The 25,833-nt window shown below is 59.3% G+C and carries 18 protein-coding genes; 16 read left to right on the forward strand and 2 right to left on the reverse strand.

Annotated features, from left to right (window positions below; translation table 11 throughout):
* Positions 1 to 78: 78 nt before the first annotated feature.
* The 16 genes from ACI5FR_RS31910 (at position 79) to opp4C (ending at position 22,469) form a co-directional block, all read left to right on the forward strand.
* A complete protein-coding gene (locus ACI5FR_RS31910; RefSeq protein ID WP_405462127.1) occupies positions 79 to 2,319 on the forward strand; it encodes a helix-turn-helix domain-containing protein in 2,241 nt (746 codons plus the stop codon).
* Between the two features lie 119 nt (positions 2,320 to 2,438).
* Positions 2,439 to 3,584: a Gfo/Idh/MocA family protein gene (locus ACI5FR_RS31915; protein ID WP_405462129.1), complete on the forward strand. Its 1,146-nt coding sequence runs from the start codon at positions 2,439 to 2,441 to the stop codon at positions 3,582 to 3,584.
* Between the two features lie 198 nt (positions 3,585 to 3,782).
* Entirely contained in the window at positions 3,783 to 4,733 is a 951-nt protein-coding gene (locus tag ACI5FR_RS31920) for a ribose-phosphate diphosphokinase (RefSeq protein ID WP_405462132.1), read from the forward strand.
* 142 nt (positions 4,734 to 4,875) lie between these two features.
* Positions 4,876 to 6,615, forward strand: a complete 1,740-nt coding sequence (locus tag ACI5FR_RS31925) for a tetratricopeptide repeat protein (protein ID WP_405462135.1) — start codon at positions 4,876 to 4,878, stop codon at positions 6,613 to 6,615.
* A 96-nt stretch (positions 6,616 to 6,711) separates the two neighbouring features.
* Positions 6,712 to 7,665, forward strand: a complete 954-nt coding sequence (gene trxB, locus ACI5FR_RS31930; protein WP_405462177.1) for a thioredoxin-disulfide reductase — start codon at positions 6,712 to 6,714, stop codon at positions 7,663 to 7,665.
* A gap of 181 nt (positions 7,666 to 7,846) precedes the next feature.
* The gene (locus ACI5FR_RS31935) at positions 7,847 to 8,791 is read left to right on the forward strand and encodes an ROK family glucokinase (protein WP_405462136.1); all 945 of its coding nucleotides are present in this window, start codon (positions 7,847 to 7,849) and stop codon (positions 8,789 to 8,791) included.
* A 100-nt stretch (positions 8,792 to 8,891) separates the two neighbouring features.
* Complete coding sequence (gene rapZ / locus ACI5FR_RS31940; protein ID WP_405462138.1) at positions 8,892 to 9,803, forward strand: RNase adapter RapZ; 912 nt, start codon at positions 8,892 to 8,894, stop codon at positions 9,801 to 9,803.
* Positions 9,800 to 10,792, forward strand: a complete 993-nt coding sequence (locus tag ACI5FR_RS31945; RefSeq protein WP_405462140.1) for a gluconeogenesis factor YvcK family protein — start codon at positions 9,800 to 9,802, stop codon at positions 10,790 to 10,792. The genes rapZ and ACI5FR_RS31945 overlap by 4 nt, the downstream gene beginning before the upstream one ends.
* 6 nt (positions 10,793 to 10,798) lie before the next feature.
* Complete coding sequence (whiA, locus tag ACI5FR_RS31950) at positions 10,799 to 11,770, forward strand: DNA-binding protein WhiA (protein WP_405462143.1); 972 nt, start codon at positions 10,799 to 10,801, stop codon at positions 11,768 to 11,770.
* An 80-nt stretch (positions 11,771 to 11,850) separates the two neighbouring features.
* Positions 11,851 to 12,120 carry an HPr family phosphocarrier protein gene (locus tag ACI5FR_RS31955; protein WP_405462145.1) on the forward strand — a complete coding sequence of 90 codons (270 nt, stop codon included), beginning with the start codon at positions 11,851 to 11,853 and terminating at the stop codon, positions 12,118 to 12,120.
* A 324-nt stretch (positions 12,121 to 12,444) separates the two neighbouring features.
* Positions 12,445 to 16,467: a CehA/McbA family metallohydrolase gene (locus ACI5FR_RS31960; protein ID WP_405462147.1), complete on the forward strand. Its 4,023-nt coding sequence runs from the start codon at positions 12,445 to 12,447 to the stop codon at positions 16,465 to 16,467.
* A gap of 323 nt (positions 16,468 to 16,790) precedes the next feature.
* Entirely contained in the window at positions 16,791 to 17,753 is a 963-nt protein-coding gene (locus ACI5FR_RS31965) for an ABC transporter ATP-binding protein (protein WP_405462150.1), read from the forward strand.
* 27 nt (positions 17,754 to 17,780) lie between these two features.
* Entirely contained in the window at positions 17,781 to 18,746 is a 966-nt protein-coding gene (locus ACI5FR_RS31970; protein WP_405462153.1) for an ABC transporter ATP-binding protein, read from the forward strand.
* A gap of 127 nt (positions 18,747 to 18,873) precedes the next feature.
* Positions 18,874 to 20,547, forward strand: coding sequence for a peptide-binding protein (locus ACI5FR_RS31975; RefSeq protein WP_405462155.1), 1,674 nt, complete (start codon positions 18,874 to 18,876; stop codon positions 20,545 to 20,547).
* Positions 20,548 to 20,616: 69 nt separating this feature from the next.
* Positions 20,617 to 21,588, forward strand: a complete 972-nt coding sequence (locus ACI5FR_RS31980) for an ABC transporter permease (protein WP_405462157.1) — start codon at positions 20,617 to 20,619, stop codon at positions 21,586 to 21,588.
* Positions 21,589 to 21,590: 2 nt separating this feature from the next.
* Positions 21,591 to 22,469 (forward strand): oligopeptide ABC transporter permease, encoded by an 879-nt coding sequence (gene opp4C / locus ACI5FR_RS31985; protein ID WP_405462159.1) that lies wholly within the window; start codon positions 21,591 to 21,593, stop codon positions 22,467 to 22,469.
* A 61-nt stretch (positions 22,470 to 22,530) separates the two neighbouring features.
* Here the strand turns inward: opp4C and ACI5FR_RS31990 are convergent, their stop codons facing one another.
* Together ACI5FR_RS31990 and ACI5FR_RS31995 are read right to left on the reverse strand one after the other, a co-directional pair.
* Positions 22,531 to 23,532 (reverse strand): zinc-dependent alcohol dehydrogenase, encoded by a 1,002-nt coding sequence (locus ACI5FR_RS31990; RefSeq protein WP_405462162.1) that lies wholly within the window; start codon positions 23,530 to 23,532, stop codon positions 22,531 to 22,533.
* A gap of 23 nt (positions 23,533 to 23,555) precedes the next feature.
* A complete protein-coding gene (locus ACI5FR_RS31995) occupies positions 23,556 to 25,808 on the reverse strand; it encodes a helix-turn-helix transcriptional regulator (protein ID WP_405462164.1) in 2,253 nt (750 codons plus the stop codon).
* Between the last annotated feature and the right edge of the window lie 25 nt (positions 25,809 to 25,833).

The following is a 25,833-nucleotide window of genomic DNA, read 5'->3' on the forward strand; positions in this document are numbered from 1 at the left end:
ACGGTACAGGCCGCGCTTGAAATAATCAAAATAAAGGGATGCCCAAAAAGGGTAAATCGAGAGTGGAGGGAAAGCATCATGAGCTTCATGAGACGGAACTGGTTTTACCGCCTGATGTTGTCCTACATCCCGGTGTTCCTGGCCGTTTGTTTGACGTTGCTCCTGATCCTGTTCCTTACAGTTCGACAACTGTCGGAGCGTTCCTCCATCCAATCCAATGAAACGGTAGCCCGCAATGCCAGCCAAATGCTGGAACAGTCGCTTCGGGGGATCGATGACGGGATGTTCCTGCTCGTAAATTCCAACTCGGACATCGAAGGGTTCTATGCCGAGACGAGCTCGGACAGCTTCGTCTCGGCATACCGGACTGCATTGGCTTTATCGAACTTGCAAACGCGTTTTCCCTTGATTGTTTCGCTTTATTTGGTCAATCCGGAGAAAAAAATCGTCCTCGAGCCAACCAGTATCGCCGAATCGGATCTGTATGCCGACAAGGCCTATATCGAAGCTCAGATGCAGTCGGATACTCGATTCCGGTGGGGGGACCGACGTAAACTTGCGTCTCCCTCCTCACCCCAAGGGACCCGCGAAGTGATCTCGATCGCCCGCATTGCGAATCTGCGCACGAAGGGGCTGCTCGTGTCTCAGGTGGACGTCAATGAGCTGCAAAAGCTCTTGAGTCAATCCGTGGATACGTCGGTCGGTTATATCCGCATTGCCGATGGGAACGGCCGGCTGATCGGATCTACGATTCCCGCCGATGAGACGGGCAAAGAACGGAAGCGGCTCGCAACGGTGACGATGTCTTATACCGGCTGGACGATCGAGAGCGGCGTGCTGCAGCCGGGCATCCTCGGCTGGGCGGAGCCCGCGCTGTACATCTCCATCTCGCTCGGAGGACTGTGCATGCTGATCGGAGGCGTCTGGTTCGTGCTCGCTTCCCGGAGGCATTACCGACCGGTACAGGGGCTGCTCAGTCAGGTGGGCGCCATCGGGCTCAAACGGCCGCTCGACCCGCCGCAGGGGGGCAGGCGCGACGAGTTTCAAACCATCGGCCGGGCATTGGACCATCTGTGGGATGATTCCAACCGGCTGAAGCTGGAGAATGAGGCGAACCGGAAGTTCAAACGGGTGCATCACTTCCTGCGGTTGGCAGAAGGGCGGTTCGACGCGGCTTCCTTCTATGGCCAGCGCGAGGAGGAACTGTTCGGACTTCGATTGGATGCGGGGCGTCCGACAGCAGTCATTGTAGAGCTCGATCGCTATGCGGCCTTCTTCGGCACGGACCGCTCGGAGGAGGAGCTCCAGGCGATGCGGCTCGCGCTTCAGGGGCAGTTGGACTTGACCCTGGCCGATACCGGCTGCTCGTTTACCTCCGAGTGGTTGTACGAGCACCAGCTAGGTGCGATCGTAATGCAGGGTGAGGCGGCGGACGCGGAGATCGGCCTGATCGCCGGGCTGGAGCAATTGCGCGCCTGGGTGGAGAAGGAGCTTCCTTGCACGGTGACGATCGCGGCGGGGGTGGCCGTAGACCGGATCGAATCGGTGTCGGTCTCGTTCCAGACCGCGCGCAGGGCGCTGGGGTATAAGCTGAGCTTGGGCAGCAACCGGCTGATCCCGCTGCACATCCTGCCGGACCGTGGCCAGCCGGAGTTGATCCTGGAGCTCGAGCGCATCGAGGAAATCAGCCGTTCGCTCCGCATGGGAGAGACGGAATGGGAGGCGGAGCTGACGCAGCTGTCGGCGTCGCTGACATCGCACTTGTTCGGCGGCGAGCAGGTGCGCAACCTCCTGTACGTGCTGTTGTTCCACATTCAGCACAAGATGAGCGACCTGCCTGCGGAGCTGGACGGCTACTGGCAATCGGCCAACGAACGGCTGATGCAGAGCCTGAAGGAGGGAGAGAGCCTCGCCGAGATCAGCGCGGCGCTCCGGGGGACGCTATCGGCCGTGTCGGAGCAAATCCGGCTGTGGCGGGATTCCCGGCAAAACCGCAGTGCGATGCAAGAGGTCAAGCGGTACATCGACGAGCACTATTTTGACCCGGGCTTGTCGCAGTCGCTCCTGGGCGACGCCTTCCGGCTGCATCCTAGCTCGATTAGCCGGTTGTTCAAGGAGGAGTACGGCGTCAAGTTCGTCGACTATGTCAACAGCTTGCGCATCGAGAAGGCGATCGAGCTGATGGAGCAGGAGGAGTATCCGGTGCACGTGCTCGCGGAGAAGGTCGGCTTCATGCACAGCAAGACGTTCATTCAAGTGTTCAAAAAGCATACGGGGACAACGCCGGGGATGTACCGCAAGGAGCGGACCGGCACGTAGCGTCTCGTATCGCCAGGTATCGCCAAGTACCTCCAAGTAACGCCAAGTAACGCCAAAAAACGCCTAGAAACCTCCACGGCCGAAGGGAAAGTAATTGTAGACGGGAGCCTGAAAAAAGCATGACCATTGAACAACAACAGCCGCAAAAACCTCAGCCGCAACACGCGCAGCCGCCGGTGCGCATCGGCCTCGTCGGCTGCGGCGTGATGGGCCGCGTGTACTTGCAAGCGGCCGCCGGCCAGCCCGACCTCGCGATCGTCGCGGTCGCCGATGTGCAAGAAGCGGCGGCCCGGGCCGCGGCCGCCGAATTCTCCATCTCCGCGTGGTACAAGAGCGCGGAGGCGATGATCGACACGGCGGACGTGGACGCCGTCCTCCTGGCCGTGCCAGCCGCGTTCCGCACGAGGCTGGCGCTGTACGCCTTCGCGCGCGGCAAGCACGCGCTGCTGGAGAAGCCGGTCGCGCTCAGCGCGACCGAAACGGAGCGGCTGCTCGAAGCAGCCGACGGGTTGGTGGCCGCGAGCTGCTCGTCGCGGCTGCGGTTCGCCGACTCGGCGGAAGCCGTGCGTCGGCTGCTCGAGGCCGGCACGATCGGCGCGCTGCGCACGATCTCGTGCCGCTGGCTGCTGCCGGCGAAGGCCGCGCCGGCGCCCGACAAGCTGCCGCCGGCGTGGCGGCTGAGCCCGGCCTTGAACGGCGGCGGCAACCTGACGAACCTAGGCACGTACGTGCTCGACTACATGCTGGGCGTTACCGGCTGGCGGTACACGCCTGCTCAAGTGTCGGGCCGCGTCTGGACGCTCCAGGACATGTTCCGGCACCATGTTCCAGCCGGGTCGACGGGAGAGACGCATACGGCGGCGATGATCGTATGCAGCGGCGATGAGGCCGGCAGCGAGCGCGAGACGGCCCCGGTCCTGCTGCTCGAGCAAGGCGAATATTTCGTCGGCCCGGAGGAGGCAGCCTGGCAGATTACCGGCGAGACCGGCACGATCCGCTTCCGTATCGTGCCCGGCCTGCGTAATGTTGTGACGCTGTACCGCTACAGCGAGGCGAACGGCGTAGAAGCGGAGACCGTGTGGTCCGGCGACGAGACGTTCGGGGAGCTGCAGCGCCGAGTACTCCGAGACTTCGCCGGCGCGATCCGGGAGCGGCGGCCGCCCCGGACGACGCTGCGGCAGGCGTGGCTCTTGCAGCGGACGATCGAGGCGGTGTACCAAGCGTCCGAGTCCGGGCAGACCGTAACGCTTCATCCGCAATCATGACCCCCAAACCCCTCTGGTGCAAATTGCCGAGGGGTTTTCCGCCCTTTCCTGGATACAATAGGAACGGGTTTGTTACAAAAATTCGACAAACGCTCGGTTTCCTTTTGAAATTGATTGTCGAACAGGTATAATAAAGCTGCACACAGTTGCATTCAAGGACGGAGCCGAGCGCCGCCGTCCTACTTATAGGGGGTAACCATGTACACGGACAATTGTAAAATTTTCAGCGGATCGTCCAATCCGAAGCTGGCAGAGGCCATCTGCACGGAGTTAGGGGTGCCTCTCGGCAAGATTAAGTTATCCCGGTTCAAGAGCGGGGAAATTTATTGCCACTACGAGGAAACGATTCGAAATTGCGACGTGTTCTTGGTGCAGACCTTCAACCATCCCGTCAACGATCTCATGATGGAGCTGCTCATCATGATGGACGCAGCCCGTCGGGCCTCGGCCAAAACGATCAACTTGGTCATCCCCTACTACGGTTACTCCCGCCAGGAGCGGAAGGCGTCTCCGCGCGAGCCGATCTCGGCCAAACTGGTCGCCGACTTGCTGACCACCGCGGGCGCGAACAGCATCATGACCGTGGACCTGCACGCCCCGGCGATTCAAGGCTTCTTCAACATCCCGGTCAACCATCTGACCGCAACGGATATGATCGCCGATTACATCAGGAGCAAGAACATCTCGAACCCGGTCGTCGTCTCGCCGGATGCGGGGCGGGCTACAACCGCCGAGAACTTGGCGAATATCCTGAACGCACCGTTCGCGATCATGATCAAGAAGCGTCATGCGCATAATGAAGCCACGATTACGCACGTCATCGGGGACGTAGAAGGACGGACTCCGATTATCATAGAAGACCTCATCGACACCGGAGGTACGATCGTCAAGGTTGTCGAAGGGTTGAAGGAGCGCGGCGCCCAAGACGCCTACGTATGCGCCACGCATCCGGTGTTCACCGATCCGGCCATCAAGCGCCTCGATCACCCGAACATCAAGGAAGTGATCATCACCGACTCGATCGCCTTGCCGGAGACGGCCAGCGGCCGGTTCAAGGTGCTGTCGCTCGCGCACTTGTTCTCCGATGCGATTCGCATCATCATGCAGGGCGGTTCGATCAGCACGCTGTTCAAGTACGGCGGCGTCTAGAATGGCGATACAGGCGGAGCGGGTGTCCGGAATCGGGCATCCGCTCCGCCTATCCGCGCTTGTTGCGCGGGATTCCCTGTAGGTGAACCGAAGGAACTGTGATATACTTGAATGAAGTATGTCACTGGAGGTGTCAATTACCATGGCGAAGAAAAAGCCTGTGGCCGACCCGTTGCCGCGAAACGTCATATCGATCCCGATGGATGCCACTTTCTTTTTCGAGAGAGCAGTCCAGTCCTTGGATCGACACCACTATGACAAAGCCTTGAAATATTTTCGCAAGGCGGTCGATTACGAGCCCGAGAATCCGGTCAACCATTGCAATCTGGCCGGCGTCCTCTCGGAGATGGGCAATTTTGAAGAGTCGAACCGGGTCCTCACCCATATCATAGATGAGATTGATCCCGCCATGACGGAGTGCCATTTCTATCTGGCGAACAATTATGCCAATATGGAGGACTTCGAGAAAGCCGAAGAGTCGCTCATCTACTATCTGGAGCACGACCCGAACGGCCATTACTTGGAGGAAGCCGAGGAAATGATGGAGCTGCTCAGCTACGAGCTGAACCGGCCCACCCGCCTGAAGTCGATCAAGAGCCGCGAAGGCATGTTCGAGCACGACCGGGCCCGGGCGCTCTTGGAGGAAGGGAAATTCTCCGAAGCGGTGCGCATTCTCGAGCAGTTGGTGGAGGCGAACCCCGATTTCATGGCCGCCCGCAACAACTTGGCGCTCGCTTACTATTACATGGGGCTGTTCGACCAATCGATGGAGACGATCAAGGAAGTGCTGGAGGTCGATCCGGGCAACCTGCACGCGTTGTGCAACCTCGGCATCTTTTATCAGCATAACGGGCAGAAAGATGCTCTCCAGCAGCTCTTGGCCCAGCTGCGCAAGACGTATCCGATTCATCACGACCATGTGTTCAAGCTGGCTACGACGATGGGGATTCTGGGCGAGCATGAGACGGCGTTCCGCTTGTTCCGGCGGCTGCTCAAGAGCGCGGAGTCCGGACTGGATCCGTGCTTGTACCACTACACGGCGGTCTCGGCGTACCACATCGGCCGGTATACGGAAGCGGAGAAGCTGTGGCGCGTCGTGGAGAGGCTCGATCCCGGCACGGAAGTGGCCCCTTTCTATCTGAATCAGCTGAAAGAAATGCAGGACGGGCAGAAACGCGCCATCAGCTACCACTATCACCTGCCGTTCGAGGAGCAGTTCAAGGTGCTGGAGGCGGCGGAGGACGGGATTCCCGATCATATGCGGCGCGATCCGCTCGTTCGCTCGTCGTTCTTCTGGGCGCTGCGCCACGGGGATAAGGATACGAAGCTCCAAGTGATCCAAGCGTTCGGCATGATCGCCGACAGCGAGGTGGAGGATGCGCTGCGCGCGTTCCTGCTCGATCCGAAGGAAGACGAGTATTTGAAAAAGGTTGCAATGTTCGTCCTGCGCAGCATGCGCGCGAAGGAGCCGATCCAAGTGCTCCTGCAGGGCAAGCAGGTGACGGCCTCGGCTCCCTGGTCCCCGAACCTGCCCGTCTGGAAGGACGAGTGGCAGGAAGTGATGCAGTGCGCGCTCGGCAAGATGGAGAAGCGCTACGATATGGTGCAGCAGCACGACCTGGAGACGCTGTGGGTCGAATTTCTGACGCGGATGTACCCGAGCGTGCCGAGGATTACGAAGATCGACGGCTGGGCGGCGGCGCTCGAATACCTAACCGCCAAGATGCACCGCCGGCAAATCTCGTATCACGAGGTGGCCGCGCGTTACGGCATCTCGACGGCTACGGTCAGCAAGCATGTGAAGTCGATTGACGACGCGTGCGGCCTGAAGGCCAAGATGGACGAAATTTTCCCGAAGCTGAAGCGCTCCGAACAGGGGTAGCCTCCTAATAGTCGAATAGATCGAAGGCTGAGCTGACGGAGCTTGCTATACCCATAGAGAAATGCATCCAAAGGAGGTACGTCTAAGATGAGCAACATCTATCATAGCATTGTAGTTGGGACCGGCCCTGCCGGATTGACCGCGGCGATTTATCTCGCCCGTGCGAATCTGAAGCCTCTCGTGATCGAAGGCCCCGAGCCTGGCGGCCAATTGACGACCACGACGGAAGTGGAGAACTTCCCCGGCTTCCCGGAAGGGATCATGGGCCCGGAGCTCATGGACAACATGCGCAAGCAAGCGGAACGGTTCGGCGCCGAATTCCGTACCGGCTGGATCAACGAAGTCGATCTGTCCCAGCGGCCGTTCACGCTGAAGCTCGAAGGCGGACATGAGCTGAAGGCCGAGACGCTCATCATCTCGACCGGCGCCTCCGCGAAGCTGCTCGGCATTGAGGGCGAGAAGGCGAATATGGGCCGCGGCGTCAGCACGTGCGCGACCTGCGACGGCTTCTTCTTCCGCGGCAAACGGATCATCGTCGTCGGCGGCGGGGACTCGGCGATGGAGGAAGCGAACTTCCTGACCCGGTTCGGGTCCGAAGTGCGCCTCGTGCACCGTCGTCCGGAGCTGCGCGCCTCGAAGATCATGCAAGACCGCGCCCGCGGCAACGAGAAGATCAAGTGGAGCCTGAACCGCACGCCGCTCGAAGTGGTGGCCGGCGAGAAGGGCGTGACCGCCTTGAAGGTGCGCAACAACGAGACGGGCGAGGAAGAGCTGCTCGAGACGGACGGCATCTTCGTCGCGATCGGCCATACGCCGAACACCGGCTTCCTGGGCGGCCAGCTGGAGACGGACGAAGCCGGCTACCTGATCGTCAAGCCGGGGACTTCCGAGACGAACATTCCGGGTGTCTTCGCTTGCGGCGACGTGCAGGATCACCGGTATCGTCAAGCGATCACCGCGGCCGGCAGCGGCTGTATGGCGGCCCTGGATTGCGAGAAATTCCTGGAAGGCCAACCGGTTCACGACTGGAGCCAGTCGCTGAACGCCTAACGCATAGAAACCGTTGATCCGCGTCAGGATCCGGATTGTAACGCATGCTCGAATCCCCTTCCGCTCCTTGGCTGAGGGGGATTCGGCTCATTCACGGGAAGCCTTGTGCGGCTTGACCTTCCGATAGGGTTGGCTTATAGTTGGAACAGAAGCATACAATTTATATAGAGGTGACACTGGGATGTCGGGAAAGATCTATATCGGCGTAGACTTGGGCGGCACGAATATCAAGGTCGGGATCTGTAGTGCTGAGGGCAACCTGCTGCATACGTATGAAGGTCCCACGGGAGCCGAGGAAGGCCACCAAGCCGTACTCGATCGAATCGCGCAATATGTGAAACAAATTGTGACCGACTCCTCATATACATGGGATCAGGTGGCCGGCGTAGGTGCGGGCATCGCCGGGTTCATCGACCTGGCGGAAGGCGTCGTCCTCGCGGCGCCGAACTTGAAGTGGGAGAACGTAGCGGTGCGCCGGGAGCTCGAAGAGCGACTGAACATTCCGGTCGCGATCAACAATGATGCGAACGTAGCTGCGCTCGGCGAAGCTTGGGGCGGCGCCGGACGCGGCGTGCAGCACTTGGTCTGCTTCACGCTCGGCACGGGCGTAGGCGGCGGCATCATCATCGGCGGCAAGATCGTGGAAGGCTTCCGTGGGATGGCGGCCGAGCTCGGGCACATCAAGGTCGTGCCGGATCTGGAAGCGATCCAGTGCGGCTGCGGCCAGATGGGCTGCGTCGAGACGGTCTCCTCGGCTACGGGCATCGTCCGGATGGCTCAGGACGCCGTAGGCCGAGGCGAAGTGACGACGCTGTCCGAGCTTGAGACGATTACCGCGAAGGCGGTGTTCGACGCGGCGAAGGACGGCGATGAAGTGTCCATTCGCATCGTGAAGAGGGCGGCCCACTATCTCGCCAAGGCGATGGCGGCGGTCGCGGTCGTGCTGAATCCGCAGCGGTTCATCATCGGCGGCGGCGTGGCCAGAGCGGGCGACATCCTGTTCGATGAGATTCGCAAGGTGTATAAGCTGAACGTCCCTCCGGTGTTCACCGAAGGGGTAGACATCGTACCGGCTCAGTTGGGGAACGACGCCGGGATTGTCGGGGCCGCCGGCTTGAATTTGTAGCGTTTGGGAAAAAAATCCTGGGTCCCCGCAAAGTACCAGGAATAAGCTTCGAAGGCTTCGCGTCACTTTGTGGGGTATCTTAGGGGAGGGGGGGAGCGAGATGGTACATCTGGAGGAAGGCCACGCCGCGCCCAAGCTGGTCATCATTACCGGCATGTCCGGTGCGGGGAAGACGATCGCGGTGCAGAGTCTCGAAGACTTGGGCTTCTTCTGCGTCGATAACCTGCCGCCCGTGCTCATCCCGAAATTCGCGGAGCTGATCGATCAGTCCCAGGGCCGGATCGGCAAGGTGGCATTGGTGATCGACTTACGCGGGCGGGAGTTCTTCACTTCGTTGTCCGAATCGCTTCGCACGATCCGCGAGAACTATACGATCACGTACGAGATTCTGTTCCTGGACGCGACGGACGCGCTGCTCGTGCAGCGGTACAAGGAGAGCCGCCGCCGCCATCCGCTCGCACCGGATGGACTGCCGCTCGACGGCATCCGGCTCGAGCGCAAGCTGCTGGAGGAGCTGAAGGGGATGGCGACGCAGGTCATCGACACGAGCGACCTGAAGCCGGCGCAGCTCAAGGAACGGATCATCGACCGCTTCACGAATCTGGGGCGCTCGGGGATCTCGGTTAACGTGATCTCCTTCGGCTTCAAATACGGGATCCCGATTGATGCCGATCTCATCTTCGATGTCCGGTTCCTGCCGAATCCGCATTACGTGGAGGCGCTCCGGCCGAACACGGGGATGGATCAAGACGTCTACGACTATGTGATGAAGTGGGGGGAGACGCAGCAATTCCTCGTGAAGCTGGTGGATATGCTGCAATTCCTCATTCCGCAATACGCCAAGGAAGGCAAGAGCCAGGTCGTCGTCGGCATCGGCTGCACAGGCGGCAAGCATCGATCTGTGGCGATTGCGGAATACTTAGGCAAACGACTCGGCACGAGCGAGACGGAGACGGTGCGCGTCAGCCACCGCGACGCGGACCGCGACCGGAAGCCGGAGGTGAGCCGATGATCGCCGAGGAGCCTACTAAGCTTACAGGCAAGCCTCGCATCGTGGTCATCGGCGGCGGGACCGGGCTCTCCGTCATGCTCCGCGGCTTGAAGGAAAAGCCGCTAGACATCACGGCCATCGTCACGGTGGCCGATGACGGAGGGAGCTCCGGCATTCTCCGCTCGGAGCTGCAGATGCCCCCGCCGGGCGACATTCGTAACGTGCTCATCTCGCTCGCCGATGTCGAGCCTCTGCTGGCGAAGACGCTGCAGTACCGCTTCAGCGCCGGCTCGGCGCTGGCCGGTCACAGCCTCGGCAACTTGATCCTCGCCGCGATGAAGGACATCACCGGGGACTTCGTCACCGGCGTGAAGGAGATGAGCCGCGTCTTCGCAGTCCGCGGCCGCGTGCTGCCAGCGAGCGACCAGCAGATCGTGCTGAAGGCCGAGATGCACGACGGCACGATCGTAGAGGGCGAGTCGCTCATCCCGAAGGCGGGAGGCAAGATCAAGCGCGTGTTCATCGAGCCCGCCGATGTATCTCCCCTGCAGGAAGCGGTGGAGGCGATCCGGGAGGCCGACGCGATTCTGGTCGGGCCGGGGAGCCTGTTCACCAGCATCCTGCCGAATCTTCTCGTCCATGAATTGGCCGAGGCGATCGTCACGTCGCAGGCGGTCAAGATCTTCGTCTGCAACGTCATGACGCAGCCGGGGGAGACCGACGACTACTCGGTCGGCGACCACTTGCAGGCGATCTACGATCACGTCGGGCACCATCTGTTCGACTATGTGATCGTGAACAATGGGGAGATTCCGCCCCAGGTGCAGAGCAAGTACGCGGAGCAGGGCGCGAAGGCCGTCCATCTCGACCTGGACGAGGTGACGCGACGCGGGTACAAGGTGATTGCCGACCGGCTGGTGCTGTTCCGCACCTACCTGCGGCATGACGCCGAGAGACTGAGCCATCACATTTATCAAGTTGTGGAAAGCTGGATGGTACGAAAGAGGTGAGTTCCGTTGTCATTTGCAGCGCAGACGAAGAAAGAGTTGACCATGATAGAAGCCGAGCCTTGCTGCGAGCGTGCCGAATTGGCGGCCCTCATTCGCATGAACGGTTCCGTGCAGCTGACGAATCAGCGCATCGTCCTGGACATCTCGACCGAGAATGCGGCGATTGCCCGACGGATCTATTCCTTGATCAAGAAAATGTACGAGATGCATACCGAGCTGTTCGTACGCAAGAAGATGCGGCTTAAGAAAAACAACGTGTACATCGTGCGGCTCCCGGGGCAAGTGCAAGAAATATTGTCCGATCTGCATATCGTGACCGAAGGGTTTCAATTCAACCCGGGCATCGACAAACGGATCATCCGCAGCAGCTGCTGCCGCAAGGCGTATCTGCGCGGAGCTTTTCTCGCCGGAGGGTCGGTCAACAATCCCGAAGGCACCTCCTATCACTTGGAGATCGCTTCGATGTACGAGGAGCATTGCCAGGCGCTCTGCCAGCTGGCGAACCGGTTCGACCTGAACGCCCGCTGCATCGAGCGCAAGAAGGGCTTCGTCCTGTACATGAAGGAAGGCGAGAAGATCATTCAGTTCCTGAGCCTGATCGGGGCTCACCAGGCGCTGCTGCGCTTCGAAGACGTCCGGATCATGAAGGACATGCGCAATTCGGTGAACCGGATCGTGAACTGCGAGACGGCGAACCTGAACAAGACGATCGGCGCGGCCGTCCGGCAGATCGACAACATCAAGCTGTTGCAGAAGACGGTCGGCCTGGAGAACTTGCCGGAGAAGCTGCGAGAGGTCGCGGAGATCCGGCTGCAGCATTCCGATATGAATCTGAAGGAAGTCGGCGAGCTGCTGAAGGGCAATGTCAGCAAGTCCGGCGTGAATCACCGGCTGCGCAAGCTGGATGAATTGGCGGAAAAAGTAAGAAATTCACAACCGGATGCGAAAATGCCAACGATTTCTTTTACAGATTCATGAAAAATGGTATAATACAAAAATAAAGAAACCGTCAGAGCGTTGAAGTGAACCAAGTGATGGATGTAGGGGGTATTGGGATAATGACGAGACGACCTGCAGTCGTGAGGCTGAGAACAGGGCTACACGCCAGACCGGCAGCTTTATTCGTACAAGAGGCTAACAAATTTTCTTCCGAGATCTTCGTGGAGAAGGACGATAAGAAAGTCAATGCCAAGAGCATCATGGGGATCATGAGCTTGGCGATCAGCTCAGGCACCGAGGTACACATAAGCGCAGAAGGTTCGGATTCCGAGCAGGCTGTAAACGCTTTAGTCGCCCTCGTCGGCAAGGAAGAGCTGGAGAATCAATAAGCGCTTCGCTTCCGTGCGGACGAGGCGTATTTAAGCATAGTTGGACCACGATACTCTACATGCATCCGACATCGAGCGGCTCCCGTCTGTAACCGGGCAGGGTCGCTTTTTTGACGTTCCGCGGGCTCCCTCTCCCTCCAAACCCTCCATTGTAGCACGTCCCGAACGGACGGCGAATAACGCATTCTCAACCTCTCGTATCGCTTTGTGAACATATCCCTGATGTTAAGAAAACAGAACGTCATGTTGAGAAAGCATTCTTTCTCTCGTCCTACCCCGCCTATATACTGAGGCTGCAATCTCATGTGTGAGGGAGGAACACGGATGTTCAAGCGATTGTTGACGGCTGCCTTGACCTTAAGCGCCATCGCGCTATGGATCGGGCTGGCCAGCCCGATCCCCATCGGGAGGGCGGAGGCGGCGACGTCCGCCGTATACGGCGTGACCGGGACGGAGCTGCCGGACGATGAGTCGGCGTCCGCGCGGGTCGCCAGGGGAGAACCTGGGTTCACCTATGCGCCGGCCTCGAGGGACTGGCTCGAAGGTGTAGACTACTATGCCCTGGAGAATGAGGAAGTGAAAGTGACGGTCGGGAAGAACGCCTTGGCCACTCCCCATCCGACCGACTACAGCGACAATGTATCGGGCAACAACAAATGGGGAACGCTGACGCCCGGCCATATCATGGACGCGGCACCAAAATTCAGCGGCAGGGAGAACCTAGACTATACCGAGTTTGTTCTGAGTCCGCAAGTCGGCCGAACCTGGTGGTACCCGACGCAAAAGCTCAGCCTGCCCGATATCCAGGCCCAAGCTCACTCGATCGTCTCTCGCGGCGCGTGGGATGCCAATCCCGCCATCAAGGCACAAGTAACCTACTCGCTGGTGGAGCGATCGCCGCTGATCAAGATGAAGGTGAAACTGACCAACGAAGGCGCGACCGCGTTCACCGGGCATCTGGGGTATATTATCGATCCCGAGGAAACGTTGGAGCAAAGCAGTTATGTCCCGGGCTGGGGCTGGAGAGGCGGGCAAGTAAGCGAATTTATCACCTCCGGCTGGAACAAGAACTATATCTTTAACGGCATTCAGGACAAATTCACGGGCAATCCCGCGCACGCCATCATCTGGCCGGATAACCAGCAGCCAAGCGCCCTGATCCCGGAAGGCTACATCACCGGCGCCTGGTTCCAAGTCTCCCTCGCTCCGAATACGTCGAAGGAGCTCGTGCTGTACCATCTGCCGCACATCCCGGGACCGGCCTATTCCTCTTATCAAACTGCGGAGTTTTGGGCCGACGTGGTGAAGAACCGAACCGATCTCGCTTCGATCGGCAAGGTGACCGGCACCGTCACGGATTCCGCCGGGCAGCCTTCCCGGGGCGTCGACATCGTGTTGAATACGCAATCCGGGAGCCCATACGCGTCGGCTACGACCGATAGCCGGGGCAGCTATAGCGTTTATACCGTTACCGGGAACGTTTACGGCCTCCATGCTACCAACGGAACGGACACGTACGACCTGACGCCGGCCCCTGAGCTGGCGGGACCTTTCGCACAGGTTGATTTTACGATGGCCGCTCCTGAGAGAGAGGTCACGGCAGGAGTGACCCGGGGCGATCCGGGCTTCGTCTACGAAGGCACCTCCCGGGACTGGTGGCCGAAGAACGACTATTACTACATCGAGAGTCCGGAAATCAAATTCACGGTGGGCACCGTCCGTACGGCGGGTATGGACCCCGTCGACTGGAGCAACGACGCGTCCGGCAACAACAAGTGGGGCACGCTCACGCCGGGGCACATCATGGACGCGGTTCCTGCGGGGCTGAGCCGAATCGAGAATCTGGACTACACGGAGTTCGTCCTGAGCGACGATCTCGGCGTCACGCCCGAAGACGAAGCGAACGGCAAGCACATGGAATGGTCGTGGTTCCACCCGTTGACCAAGCTGGAGATGCCGGACATCCGTCTGGACGGGACATCCATCCTTGCCAAGGGGGATTGGGACCACAACGCCGGGATGAAGTCGGAAGTGCGGTACTCCATTGTGGACGGTACGCCGCTGATCCGCATGGAGGTTACGCTCCGGAATGAGACGGGCGCCGACTTCCACGGCAACTTCGGCTATATCATCGACCCGGATCAGCCGGGGGAGCAGCATAGTTACGTGCCGGGAAGGAACTGGGTGTTCAGTCAGGAGAAGAATCCGATCAGGAGCGGCTGGACGGAGAACTATCTGTTCAGCGGCATTAATAATTCATTCACCGGCAAGCCGGCGCACGCTATCATTTGGCCGCAAGAGCAGCAGCCAAACATCCTGATTCACGAGGGTGTGTTCGTTGGCGCCTGGTTCGAAGCGTCTATTCCGAACAACGGGAGCCGGCAGTACGTGATCTACCATATGCCGCATATCGCCGGTCCTGCCGATAAGCCTTATGCGGTTGCGGAATTCTGGGCGAAAGTGATCCGCGAGCACGGCAATCCGGAGGATTACGGCAGTATATCCGGGACGCTGCGGGATGAAGCCGGGGCGCCGGTCGGATTCACGGAGGTGGTGAGCAAGGACAGCGCCGGGCAAGTTATGGCCCGTGCCGTGACGACAGCCGACGGCCAGTATCAAATTTTTGCCGCCAAGGGGGTTTATTCGGTCCTCCCGGTCAATGAGGCTTATTCGGTGCAGGGCCAGACTGTCGAGATCGGGGAGCGGCAAAGAGTCCAGGCGGATTTCGTGCTGAGAAAGGTAGCGGACGTAGCGATCGGGCTGCCTACGGATTTGACCGCCGATACCCCGTTCGATGTCTCGGTGACGGTACGCAATTTGACCGGCAATCCCTTGCAGAACGTAGCGGTCGCCTTGAAGCCGCCTTACTTCGTGCAAGTGCTCGGGGACAGCTCGATTACGATCCCTGTCATCGACGCCCGCTCTCAAGCTACATTCACGGTTAGGGCGGTTGCGCTCGAGGGGGGCCGAGCGGCGATTCAGGCGCATGCCTCCAACGCGGAGTTCCAGGTGACCAAGAAAGCGAGCTTCGACGTGGCGGGCGCCGGGTATTATGCCGGAGACAACCATACGCATACGAAGCATTCCGACGGGGTGAACACGATTGCCGAGAACTCCGAGCGCGTGTACAATAAACGACTGCTGTCCTGGGTGTGGAGCACCGAGCATAATAAAGATTCGCATAAGGCAGATGCGGCAGCCGTTACCCAAAGTTATGACGGGAAGTTCTTGAGCTTGGCAGGCACGGAAGTGACGACGCCGGTCGGGCATGCGCTGGTCTACGGACTCGACGGCCTGCCGCGATCCGATATCGACAATTCCGGCTCCGGCTACACCTGGCAGAACAGCATCGACGACATTACGGGTCGGGGCGGCCTGGTCTACATTGCGCATCCGTTCGAGCAGACGTATCTGTTCCAGAATCCTTATCAGTGGAGAGGGTTCACCGGCGTAGAGGTATGGAACGGGACTTGGCATGCGCTCGATAACGGTGTGAACGAGAAAGCGTTCCGGTTCTGGGATGAGATCAACATTCGCGGAGAGGCCAAATATTACGGAATCGCCAATACCGACGGACACACGCGAGACAAGGTGGGCGACACGTACAGCAAGGGCTGGCTCGCCGGTCTGACGCAAGCGAATGTGCTGGAGCTGCTGAGGACGGGCGGCTATTATGGGACGAACGGTCCGGAGCTCCGGTTCAGCATCGGCGGGGTCGGCATGGGCGGCACATTAACGCTGGAGCATAAAGGCGTGGCGCCGTTCCGCATCGAAGCCTACGATCCTAATTCGAAGCTGACGCGCGTTCGTGTCCTGCGCTACCCGGTTACCGGGAACATCGCGGATTACGACAAGCGGACCGTCGTGCTCGACGAGGATCTCACGTCGCTGCAGACGAATTCGTTCGTCCGGACGGTCGCGTTGCCGGTGTCGGATCGCGAGTTCTACCGCCTGGAAGTGTTCAGCGAGCGGGCGAATGAGAACAGCTCAGGCATCGGGCCGCTGACCGGGACCGGCTTTGCCTTCTCCAACCCGGTCTGGGTGGAGATGGGGGACAGCACCAATGCGGCGGCGATCACCGGTCTGACTTATGCCGGCGCCCGGCTGGAGACCGTCAGCCGGTTCGGTGCCGACGAATTGATCGTCCATGCGAGTGAGTTCGATCCGGAGAGGCTGCTTGTGAGAGTGATGAGCGGCGCTGCCGTCACGTCGCAGCAAGCGCTCGCGTTGGAGGGGCCGGCCGGTACGCAGGCGGCGACCTTGCTCCAGCTGACGGTTACGGCGAAGGACGGGTCGAGCCGGAGCTATGAGTATTTGGTTTATACGGCCCCGCATAAGGGGAACTAGCCGATTAGCGTTCGAGTGAGGACAGAGTCCCGTTCGAACGCTAATTTTTTGTGCAAATAGGTACTAACTGGGAAATGGAAAGCATACAAATCTTTTAAGGAGCATCCCAAACCAGGAGGGGACAAGCCTTCTACTGCTTTACCACTTTGCGGTAGATATGCAGTAATGCGTTTGGGCGGATATGCGTTAACGTTTTATCGCTTTTATGAAATAAAGTTTCACGGAAACAAATAAATCGTGACAAAATGTTTATTAGCCTATACAATGGGAAATAATTATTGCTTTTTACTTATTTCCACATTTAGCGAGTGAAGGTGAGCTGCTTGTCCGAAGCAATCTTAGAAGTAAAGTCGCTCCGAACCGTATTCAAGGATAAACATAAAGAGCTGACCGTCGTAGACGGCATCGACTTGGCCATCGGGCCAAACGAGGTCGTCGCTCTGGTCGGCGAATCGGGCTGCGGAAAAAGCGTGACGTCGCTGTCCATCATGCAGCTGCTTCCCCGTACCGGTGAGATCGCGCAAGGAGAAGTCCGGTTCCGCGGCCGCAACCTGGTCGGGTTGAAGAAGCGGGAGATGGCGAGAGTCCGGGGCCGGCAGATCGCCATGATCTTCCAGGAGCCGATGACGTCGCTCAATCCGGTGCTGACCATCGGGCTGCAAATGACCGAGGGGCTGCGCAAGCACTTGAAGGTATCCCGCGTGAAAGCGATCTCAATCGCGGACGAGTGGCTGCGCAAGGTAGGCTTCCCAGAGCCGGCGCGGATTCGGAAGGAATTCCCGCATCGTCTCTCCGGCGGGATGCGCCAACGGGTGATGCTCGCGATGGCGATGGCGTGCCAGCCGGATCTGCTCATTGCTGACGAGCCTACAACGGCGTTGGACGTGACGATCCAGGCGCAAGTGCTCGATCTGATACGCGGATTGATCCAGGACTCCGAGATGTCCGTGCTGTTCATCACCCATGACTTGGGCGTCGTGGCTGAGATGGCGACCCGAGTCGTCGTCATGTACGCCGGGCAGATCGTGGAGTCGACGGACGTGAAGACGCTGTTCACGAACCCGCTGCATCCTTATACGAAGGGACTGCTCGCATCGACACCCCGCATGCATGGTCCGATCGAGAAGCTGGTCCCCGTTCGGGGCACCGTCCCTCCCGCCGGGCAATTCCCGCAAGGCTGCCGGTTCGCGGACCGATGTCCGATCGCCACCGATGATTGCCGATCGCAGATGCCTGAATTGCGGGACATCCAGTCCGGTCACCAAGTCCGCTGCATCCGGGTTTAGCTGTCATACAGAAGGGGGATTAGGGACGTGAGCGCTCCATTGCTTGAAATTAAAGGACTGAAGAAGCATTTTCCGATAGGGAATAGAGCGAACAAAGGGATCGTCAAGGCGGTCGACGGCGTGGACTTGACAGTAGGGGTCGGGGAGACGCTGGGGATCGTAGGCGAGTCCGGCTGCGGCAAGTCGACCGTCGGGCGTATGACGCTGCGGCTCCTCGATTCGACCGAAGGCCAGATTCACTTTGGCGGCGTGAGTATCGAGCGTATGAGTCAGCGTCAGTTCCGCCCGATGCGCAAGGAGATGCAGTGCGTGTTCCAGGATCCGTACGCCTCGCTGAACCCGCGCCTGTCGGTGGGGGATGCGATCGCCGAGCCGCTCTTCCTTCAGGGCGGGCTGAGCCGCAAGGACGCGGCCGACCGAGCCGGGGAGCTGCTGCAGACCGTCGGCCTGAGCCGACAAGCAGCCAAGTTGTACCCCCACGAGTTCTCTGGCGGTCAGCGCCAACGCATAGCGATCGCCCGCGCGATCGCGCTGCAGCCGAAGCTGATCGTAGCCGACGAGCCGGTATCTGCGCTCGACGTGTCGATCCAGGCGCAGATCGTGAACCTGATGGAGGAGCTGCAGGCGAAGACGAAGGTGTCGTACATGTTCATCTCGCATAACCTCAGCATTGTCCGGCATATCTCGAACCGCGTCGCGGTCATGTATCTAGGCCGCATCGTCGAGACCGGGACCCGCGACCAAGTGTTCAACAACCCGCAGCACCCGTACACCCAGGCGCTTCTGTCATCGGTACCGGAGCCGGAGGTAGGTGCGAAGCGGGAGCGGATCGTCTTGTCCGGGGAAGTGCCGAATGCGGCCAATCCGCCTTCCGGCTGTCCGTTCCATCCTAGATGTCCGCATGCTCAAGAACGCTGCCTGTTCGAGCAGCCGATCTTCCGAGAAGTGGAGCCGGGGCATTCCGCCTCGTGCCATTTTCTACCGATTCAGTAAGAATAAACTTCGCTGAAATCACATCCTGAATCGGCATAAAAAGCTACCACTAAGGACGTACCAGCTTCATGGAATTACTCCGAAAGGAGCTATTTCTATAAATTATATTTTTGAGAGGGGTTTTATCATGGTCTCTATGCCTTACCGCACTTTATCCTCGGTTGCCCTGGCAACCGTACTGACGGCAACCGCCTTCCTGGCCGGCTGCTCGTCGGACAAGAACAATTCCACCAACACGCCTGCGCCATCCGCCGCTGCGTCCAGCGCGCCGTCCGCCGCTCCGTCCAAAGAGAAGGTCGACGGAGGCGAGATCATCACCGCTTACCTGGGCGATCCGCAAGGCTTTATCCGTTTCTGGGCTACGACGACGACATCCTCCGAAGTCATCGAGCTGACCTCCAGCTACCTGTATAAGCTGAACGAGAAGCAAGAGCTCATTCCCGACTTGGCTGTAGGCCAACCGACTTTCTCGGCCGACAAGATGGAAATGACCATGAAGCTCCGTACTGACGCGAAATGGTCCGACGGAAAGCCGGTTACGGCGGACGACGTAGTGTTTACTTACAGCATTCCGATTAACGATGATTACAAGGGCCCTCGCAAAGGGACGTTCACCGAGCTGTCCAAAGTTGTGAAAGTGGACGACTCCACCGTAAAATTCGTATGGAAGAAGCCGTTCGCGGGCTACATCGATACGGTCATCTACAACATCCTGCCTGCACACGTGTTGAAGGATGTGCCAATCAAGGATCTGGACAAATCGGATTACTACAAGAAGCCTAGCGTAACGTCCGGTCCTTACAAGCTGGATGAATGGAAAACGGGCGAATACCTGCGGTTCAGCCGCAACGAGTCGTACTACAACGGCAAGCCGGCTATCGATAAAGTAACGGCGAAGATCGTGCCGAACGCGAATGCGATGATGGCTCAGCTGCAAACCGGCGAAATCAATGTCATCGGCGTACCGGCCGACCAATTAGGTGCGATCGAACCGTTCGCGAAGACGTCCGGCAAGATCAAGCTGAATAAAGGGATTAAATCGTCCAGCTACCTGTTCGTTGCGTGGAACCTGACGAACCCGCTCTTCCAAGACAAGAAGGTGCGCCAAGCGCTGACGATGGCCATCGACCGCAAAGGGATCGTGGACAATGTGGCGGAAGGTCTGGGCGTAGTCGTCAACAGTCAAACGGCGCCCAGCTACTGGACTTACACCGACAATGTACCGAAGTTCGACTTCAACGTAGAAAAGGCTAAAACGATGCTGGCGGAAGCGGGCTGGAAAGATACGAACAATGACGGCCTGATCGACAAAAACGGCAAAAACTTCGAGTTCGAGCTCCAAGTGAACCAAGGCAACACCGTTCGGGAGAAAGCGGTCACCGTTATCCAGCAACAGCTGCAAAAAGTCGGCATTAAAGCGACTCCGCGCATCGTGGAAAGCTCCGCCTTCTCGAAGAACTTCACCGGCAAGCAGTTCGAAGCGATCTACTATGCATGGAGCATCTCCGGCGACCCGAATCCAAAGGGCATCTGGCATTCCTCCGAAATCGAAATCGGGTTGAACACCGTCTCTTACAAAAACCCGGAAGTCGACAAGCTGATCGACGAAGACCTGCAAACGTTCGATACGGCAAAGCGTAAAGAGCTGTTGAACAAAATCGACGCCCTGATCGCCGAAGACCAACCGTACACGTTCATGTACTCGCCGACCACCGTTATGGCATACCCGGCCAAGCTGGAAGGGTTCAATCCGAACCGCGACAGCTTGAAAGAAATCGAGAAGTGGTACTTCACGAAGTAAGGACTTGCCGACGCGCGCCTGAAACCGGCGCGCGTCGGACTCAATTCGTACAGAAAGAAGTGACAACCGTTGGTCTCCTATGCGCTGCGGCGTTTGCTTAACGCCATACCGATTCTGATCGGCATCACGATTATCTCCTTTGCGATCATACATCTGGCACCGGGAAGCCCGCTGTCGGCGTTTCTGGAGGATCCGACGATCAAGACGGCCGACAAGCAGGTCATGATTCAGCAAGCCGGCTTGGATAAACCGATCATCACGCAGTATTGGATTTGGGTCAGCGGGCTGCTGCAAGGCGACTTCGGGACCTCGTTTCATAAGAGCGAGCCGGTCCTGAGCCTAATTCGGGAGTACATGCCGAATACGCTGCTGCTGACGATCACCAGTTTCCTGGTGTCTCTCCTAATTGCCGTGCCATTGGGGATCCTGTGCGCCCTGAGGGCTAACTCCCGGCTGGATCAGGCCGTAAGCGCGCTCTCCAACGTGGGCTTGGCGATTCCGGGCTTTTGGCTGGCACTGATCCTGATCATGTTCTTCGGGGTGAAGCTGGGCTGGCTGCCGATTGGAGGCCTGTCGACGATTAATGCCCCCTTCAGCCTAGTGGATCGGATCGAGCACCTGGTCATGCCGGTCTTGACGATCGCCATCGCGGAAGCGGCGGTGTGGACGCGGTATATTCGGTCCAGCATGCTCGAAGTAATCAATCAGGACTACATGCGCACGGCCAAAGCCAAAGGGTTGCTGACGGGGCGCATTCTCGGTCTGCACGGTCTGCGCAATGCCTTGATTCCGCTTGTGACGTTGTTCGGATTGGCGATTCCCGGATTTTTCGCGGGTTCCGTTGTGCTGGAGTCGATCTTCAGCATTCCCGGTGTAGGCCGTCTCCTGATCGAAGCGACCTTCCAGCGGGACTACCCGATCATCACCGCGCTAGTCACATTGGGTGCGATCCTGACCGTACTCGGCAACATCCTGGCGGACCTGCTGATCGGCATGCTCGATCCGCGCGTCAGTCTCAGTAAGAAGGAAGTGAGGGCGTAGCGATGAACGTAGCCGTCTCCAACAACACGACACAGCCGGCGCCCAGGGTCATCAAGCATCGGGCGTGGGGCCGGTTCAAACGAAATAAAATGGCCGTTGTCGGTTTGGTCATCATGGTTGCGCTCATCCTGCTGGCCTTATTCGCCCCGCTGATCGCCACCCACGACCCGGCGGAACAAGATCTGCTCCAGCGGCTCAAACCGCCTTCGAAGGAACACTGGTTCGGCACGGACGATTTGGGGCGCGATCTGTTCAGCCGGGTGCTGTACGGGGCGCGGGTGTCGCTCTCGGTCGGGATCTTCTCGGTGCTGTTCAACGTTATTATCGGCGTGATCGTAGGCTCTATCGCCGGATATTACGGCGGGAAGACGGACAGCATCCTCATGAGGTTCGTCGACATGATGCTGGCGTTCCCCCAGTTCTTCCTGCTGATCGCGGTCGTGACCTTGTTCAAGCCGAGTTTGTTCAACATCATTGTGGTGTTCGTCGTCTTCGGGTGGATGGGCAAGTCGAGGCTCTTGCGGGGACAAATCATGTCGGTCAAAAACCGGGAGTACGTGGACGCGGCCCGCACGATCGGGATGTCCGATTTCCGGATCATCTTCGTGCATATTTTGCCGAACGCGATTGCTCCGGTCATCGTATCGGCCACGCTGCAGATGGGCGGCATGATCTTGTCGGAGTCGACGTTGAGCTTCCTGGGGCTCGGGATTCAGCCTCCGTTCGCGAGCTGGGGCAACATTCTGCAGAGCGCCCAGAACTTGACGGTCATGACCAAGGCGCCTTGGGTGCCGATCATTCCGGGCTTCATGATCTTCTTGACGATCATGTGCTTCAACTTCATCGGCGACGGGCTGCGCAATGCGTTCGATTCGCGATAAGGTTGGAAATGAATAAAGGTTGGCTAAGGATTGCTCCTTGGCCAACCTTTTTCTACGTGCGCTAGAACTTCAGCAGCGTCCCGATCGTCGTGCTCGGCGATTGGATATGCTGGTCATACGCATTCTTGGCGTCCGCCATCGGGTACACGCCGGTGATAAGCGGTTTCACCCGGATGCGGCCCTCCGCCAGAAGGCGGATGTATTCCCGCGTATTGCGGCCCTCCGTCCAGCGGACATGGCCGTACGGGTAATCCTGGTTCTGGCGCTCATAGACCGGGTCGTAGCGGCCCGGACCGCCCGCGCGCGAGATGAGCACCTGCGCTTCCTTGTGGAACATCGCGCTGCGGGAGAAGTTCGCCGTGATGTCGCCGACGATGACGATCTTGCCGCGGTCGCGGATCCACGTGAACGAGTCGTTGATCAGCTTCTCGCCGTCGCCGCTCGCGCACAGCAGGACGCCGTCCGCGCCATAGCCCTCGCTCAGCTCGTGCAGCGAGCGCTCGAGCGCCACCTGGTCGCTGTAGGCATGCGGCACGCCGCACTGCTGCAGCCGGGCGACACGCTCGGCGTTCCGGTCGTAGCCGAGCGATACGAAGGAGGCCGCGGCCGCGATCTGTGCGAGCAGGTTGCCGAGGATGCCGAGGCCAACGACGATCGCCCGCTCGCCGAAGCGCAGATCCGCAACGCGGAGCGCGTGGATCGCGATCGCGCCGAGGCCGGCGAACGCGGCTTCCTGCGGGTCGACATGATCGGGCACGGCGGCCGTCAGGTTGACCGGCACCGACATCAGCTCGGCATGCCGCACGTAGGGAGCGCCGTAGCAGGCGACACGCTGGCCGGGTACGAGACTCTCGACCTCAGGGCCGACCTGCTCCACAATGCCGACCGCGCTGTAGCCGAGCTCGATCGTCGTGTCGGTCGAGCGGCGCAGCGCGGTCAGCTCGGTGCCGGGGCTGATGGCGGAATATTCGGTACGAATAAGGACATGCCCTTTGGCCGGGGCAGGGACGGCTAAATCCGGCAATACGGTAATGGAGCCATGACTAGCTGCAATTGCTTTCATGAACAAACTTCAATCCTTTCCAATCATCGGTTCAATTGTTTGCGGTACTCGCTCGGGGAGATTCCGAAATGCTTCTTGAACGTGCTGGTGAACGTGGAGGCATTCAAGTACCCGGTCTTCTCGCTGATCTCGGAGATGGACAGGTCGGGGTTCTGCAGCATCCGCTTCGCATGGTGCAGCCGTACTTTGTTCAAGTACTCGACGAAGTTCACCGAGAACGTACGCTTGAAGAAGCTGGAGAAGTACTTCGGCGTTGTCTGCAGCCTCTCGGCCATATGGTCGAGGTGCAGGTTCTCCATGTAATGAGCCTCGATATATTGCGAGACGGCGGCGGGATCCAGCTTGCGCTTCGCCTCGGACTTGGCCGTCGTCTCCGCGATGGCACGGGCGGTGCCGACGAGCGCCTCGCGGATCTCCGGCGCGCCGGCCGGCGGTTCGAGCTGGCGGAAGAACGCCTTCTCCAGGGCGACGAACCGCTTGGCCTCCTTGCCGTTCGCATCCGCTTGCTTCAGCAGCTCGTAGAAGATCGTCCCCGCGACCGCAACGAGCTGCCGGCGATGCACGCGGAGCTCTTCATTGCGGCGGACGATCGCCTCGATGATCTGTACGCACGCGTCCACGTTGCCGACGACGAGGCATTGGGACGCCTTCTCGATCTCGTCGAGGGGCGCATAGACCTTCCACGTCGCCTGGATCGTCTGGTAGTCGATGACCGCCTCCGTGGAGTCCAGATGCCGGTAGGCGAAGCCGTCCGTCACGTCCTGGAACGCCTTGGCCACATGCGCGGCCTCCGAGGTGAACGCCCGGCTCACGGCCGACTCGGCGGCGAGGCCCCGCCAGATGTCGCTCATCGCATGCCGCAGCACGACATGCAGCTGCCGGAGCACCGTCTCGCGTTCAGAGAGCCGGGGGATTCCGATCACCGCGACCATGAAACCCGGCTCCAGCGGGAACAGGCCGTAAGCGTCGAACTGGCGGCTCAGCTCAGCCTCCAGGAACGGCGCGTCCTCCGAGGCCCCGGCATGGGTGTCGGCACGGGTGTCGGCATCCGCCGGACGAGGCGGGAGCCTCAGCGCCGCGAGGACGAAGAAGCGATGCTCGTAGAAGGCCGGGTAGTCGCGCTGCAGCCGCTGCTCCAGCTCCCGGCCGCCCGACAGCCCGTGCAGCGCCTCCAGGAACGCGGCCTTCCGCAATTCGGCCCGCACCATGCCCATCTGATGCTTGATCGACTCGTTCTCCTCCTGCATGCGTACGATGCCTGTCCGGATGTTGCCGTAATCCGCGCCTCGCAGCTCCCGCCCGGTGATGAGCTTCACGATGTGGCGCACCGGCCGGTACAGATACAGGCTGAGCACCGCCGAGAGGAGCAGGGCGAACGCGATCGCCACGAGCATGATCTGCACGTTCGCGTCCCGGACGTCTTTCATGTTCGCGAACAGGTACGGCGCTTTGTGAATATAAACAAATCCATTATAGTCCGATTGGAAAATCTGGTAAACGTAATCTTTATTTTTAAGCGTCGTCTCCGCCTGCGTCCCGAGGTTGAGCTCCCTGAGCGTGTCGAACAGACTCCAGTTCGGATCCGTATTCAGAATGACGTTGCGGTTCTCATCCATAACGATGAGCGACGTCCCTTGCATCATCGCGTCTTCGTTCACATGCTCGAGCAGCTTGTCGATCTTCAGGAAGACGAGGACGTTCAGGTCGGAGATCTGCGTACTCCCGAGGACAGGAATCAGCTTGCGGCCGACGCCCGTATTCACGTTCGTGTAAGCGTCCGTCGAGAATACCCGGAGCGGATGCTTCGTGTTCGTGAGCGACAGCCAGAACTCCGCATTGTAATTCGGATTGGCATATTGGCGCTGCAGCAGCTCCTTCAAGGAGATTGTGCCCTGCGTCGTAATCGCCAGATCCGACCCCTGGTGGAAGATGACCACTTCCTCGATATAGTCGATCGAGCTGACCAGCGAGCGTACGTTCAGGTAAGAAGAGTAAGCTTGATTCAAGTCCACCAGCCCGTCGCTTTTCCACGCATTGTACGAGAGCATCTGAATCGAATACAAAATGTCGTTAATATTTTTGAAGCTGTCGTCGAACAGGCGGATCATGTTCTTCACGACGAGCTTGTTGTTTTCGCTCACTTGTTGGTAGATGCCGGTGATGGAGTTCCGGTACACCATATAATTGGCGATGAACATCGTGACGGCTACGAGGAGCAGCGCCATGAAAATACGCAGCAGCGCCTTGTTGACGATGGTTCTGATTTTGGGCAGCATGGCCCCACCCCCAATTAGAATCCCG

It is taken from the genome of Paenibacillus sp. HJGM_3, assembly GCF_045062745.1.
In the GTDB taxonomy this organism is placed as follows: domain Bacteria; phylum Bacillota; class Bacilli; order Paenibacillales; family NBRC-103111; genus Paenibacillus_AA.

Bases quoted from the DNA above. Each gene is read 5' to 3' on its own strand.
- ACI5FR_RS31920 (WP_405462132.1), top strand. From the start codon at position 3,783: ATGTACACGGACAATTGTAAAATTTTCAGCGGATCGTCCAATCCGAAG.
- ACI5FR_RS31945 (WP_405462140.1), top strand. From the start codon at position 9,800: ATGATCGCCGAGGAGCCTACTAAGCTTACAGGCAAGCCTCGCATCGTG.
- rapZ (WP_405462138.1), top strand. From the start codon at position 8,892: ATGGTACATCTGGAGGAAGGCCACGCCGCGCCCAAGCTGGTCATCATT.
- opp4C (WP_405462159.1), top strand. From the start codon at position 21,591: ATGAACGTAGCCGTCTCCAACAACACGACACAGCCGGCGCCCAGGGTC.
- ACI5FR_RS31990 (WP_405462162.1), bottom strand. From the start codon at position 23,532: ATGAAAGCAATTGCAGCTAGTCATGGCTCCATTACCGTATTGCCGGAT.
- ACI5FR_RS31995 (WP_405462164.1), bottom strand. From the start codon at position 25,808: ATGCTGCCCAAAATCAGAACCATCGTCAACAAGGCGCTGCTGCGTATT.
- ACI5FR_RS31935 (WP_405462136.1), top strand. From the start codon at position 7,847: ATGTCGGGAAAGATCTATATCGGCGTAGACTTGGGCGGCACGAATATC.
- ACI5FR_RS31975 (WP_405462155.1), top strand. From the start codon at position 18,874: ATGGTCTCTATGCCTTACCGCACTTTATCCTCGGTTGCCCTGGCAACC.
- ACI5FR_RS31925 (WP_405462135.1), top strand. From the start codon at position 4,876: ATGGCGAAGAAAAAGCCTGTGGCCGACCCGTTGCCGCGAAACGTCATA.
- ACI5FR_RS31915 (WP_405462129.1), top strand. From the start codon at position 2,439: ATGACCATTGAACAACAACAGCCGCAAAAACCTCAGCCGCAACACGCG.
- ACI5FR_RS31910 (WP_405462127.1), top strand. From the start codon at position 79: ATGAGCTTCATGAGACGGAACTGGTTTTACCGCCTGATGTTGTCCTAC.
- ACI5FR_RS31955 (WP_405462145.1), top strand. From the start codon at position 11,851: ATGACGAGACGACCTGCAGTCGTGAGGCTGAGAACAGGGCTACACGCC.
- ACI5FR_RS31960 (WP_405462147.1), top strand. From the start codon at position 12,445: ATGTTCAAGCGATTGTTGACGGCTGCCTTGACCTTAAGCGCCATCGCG.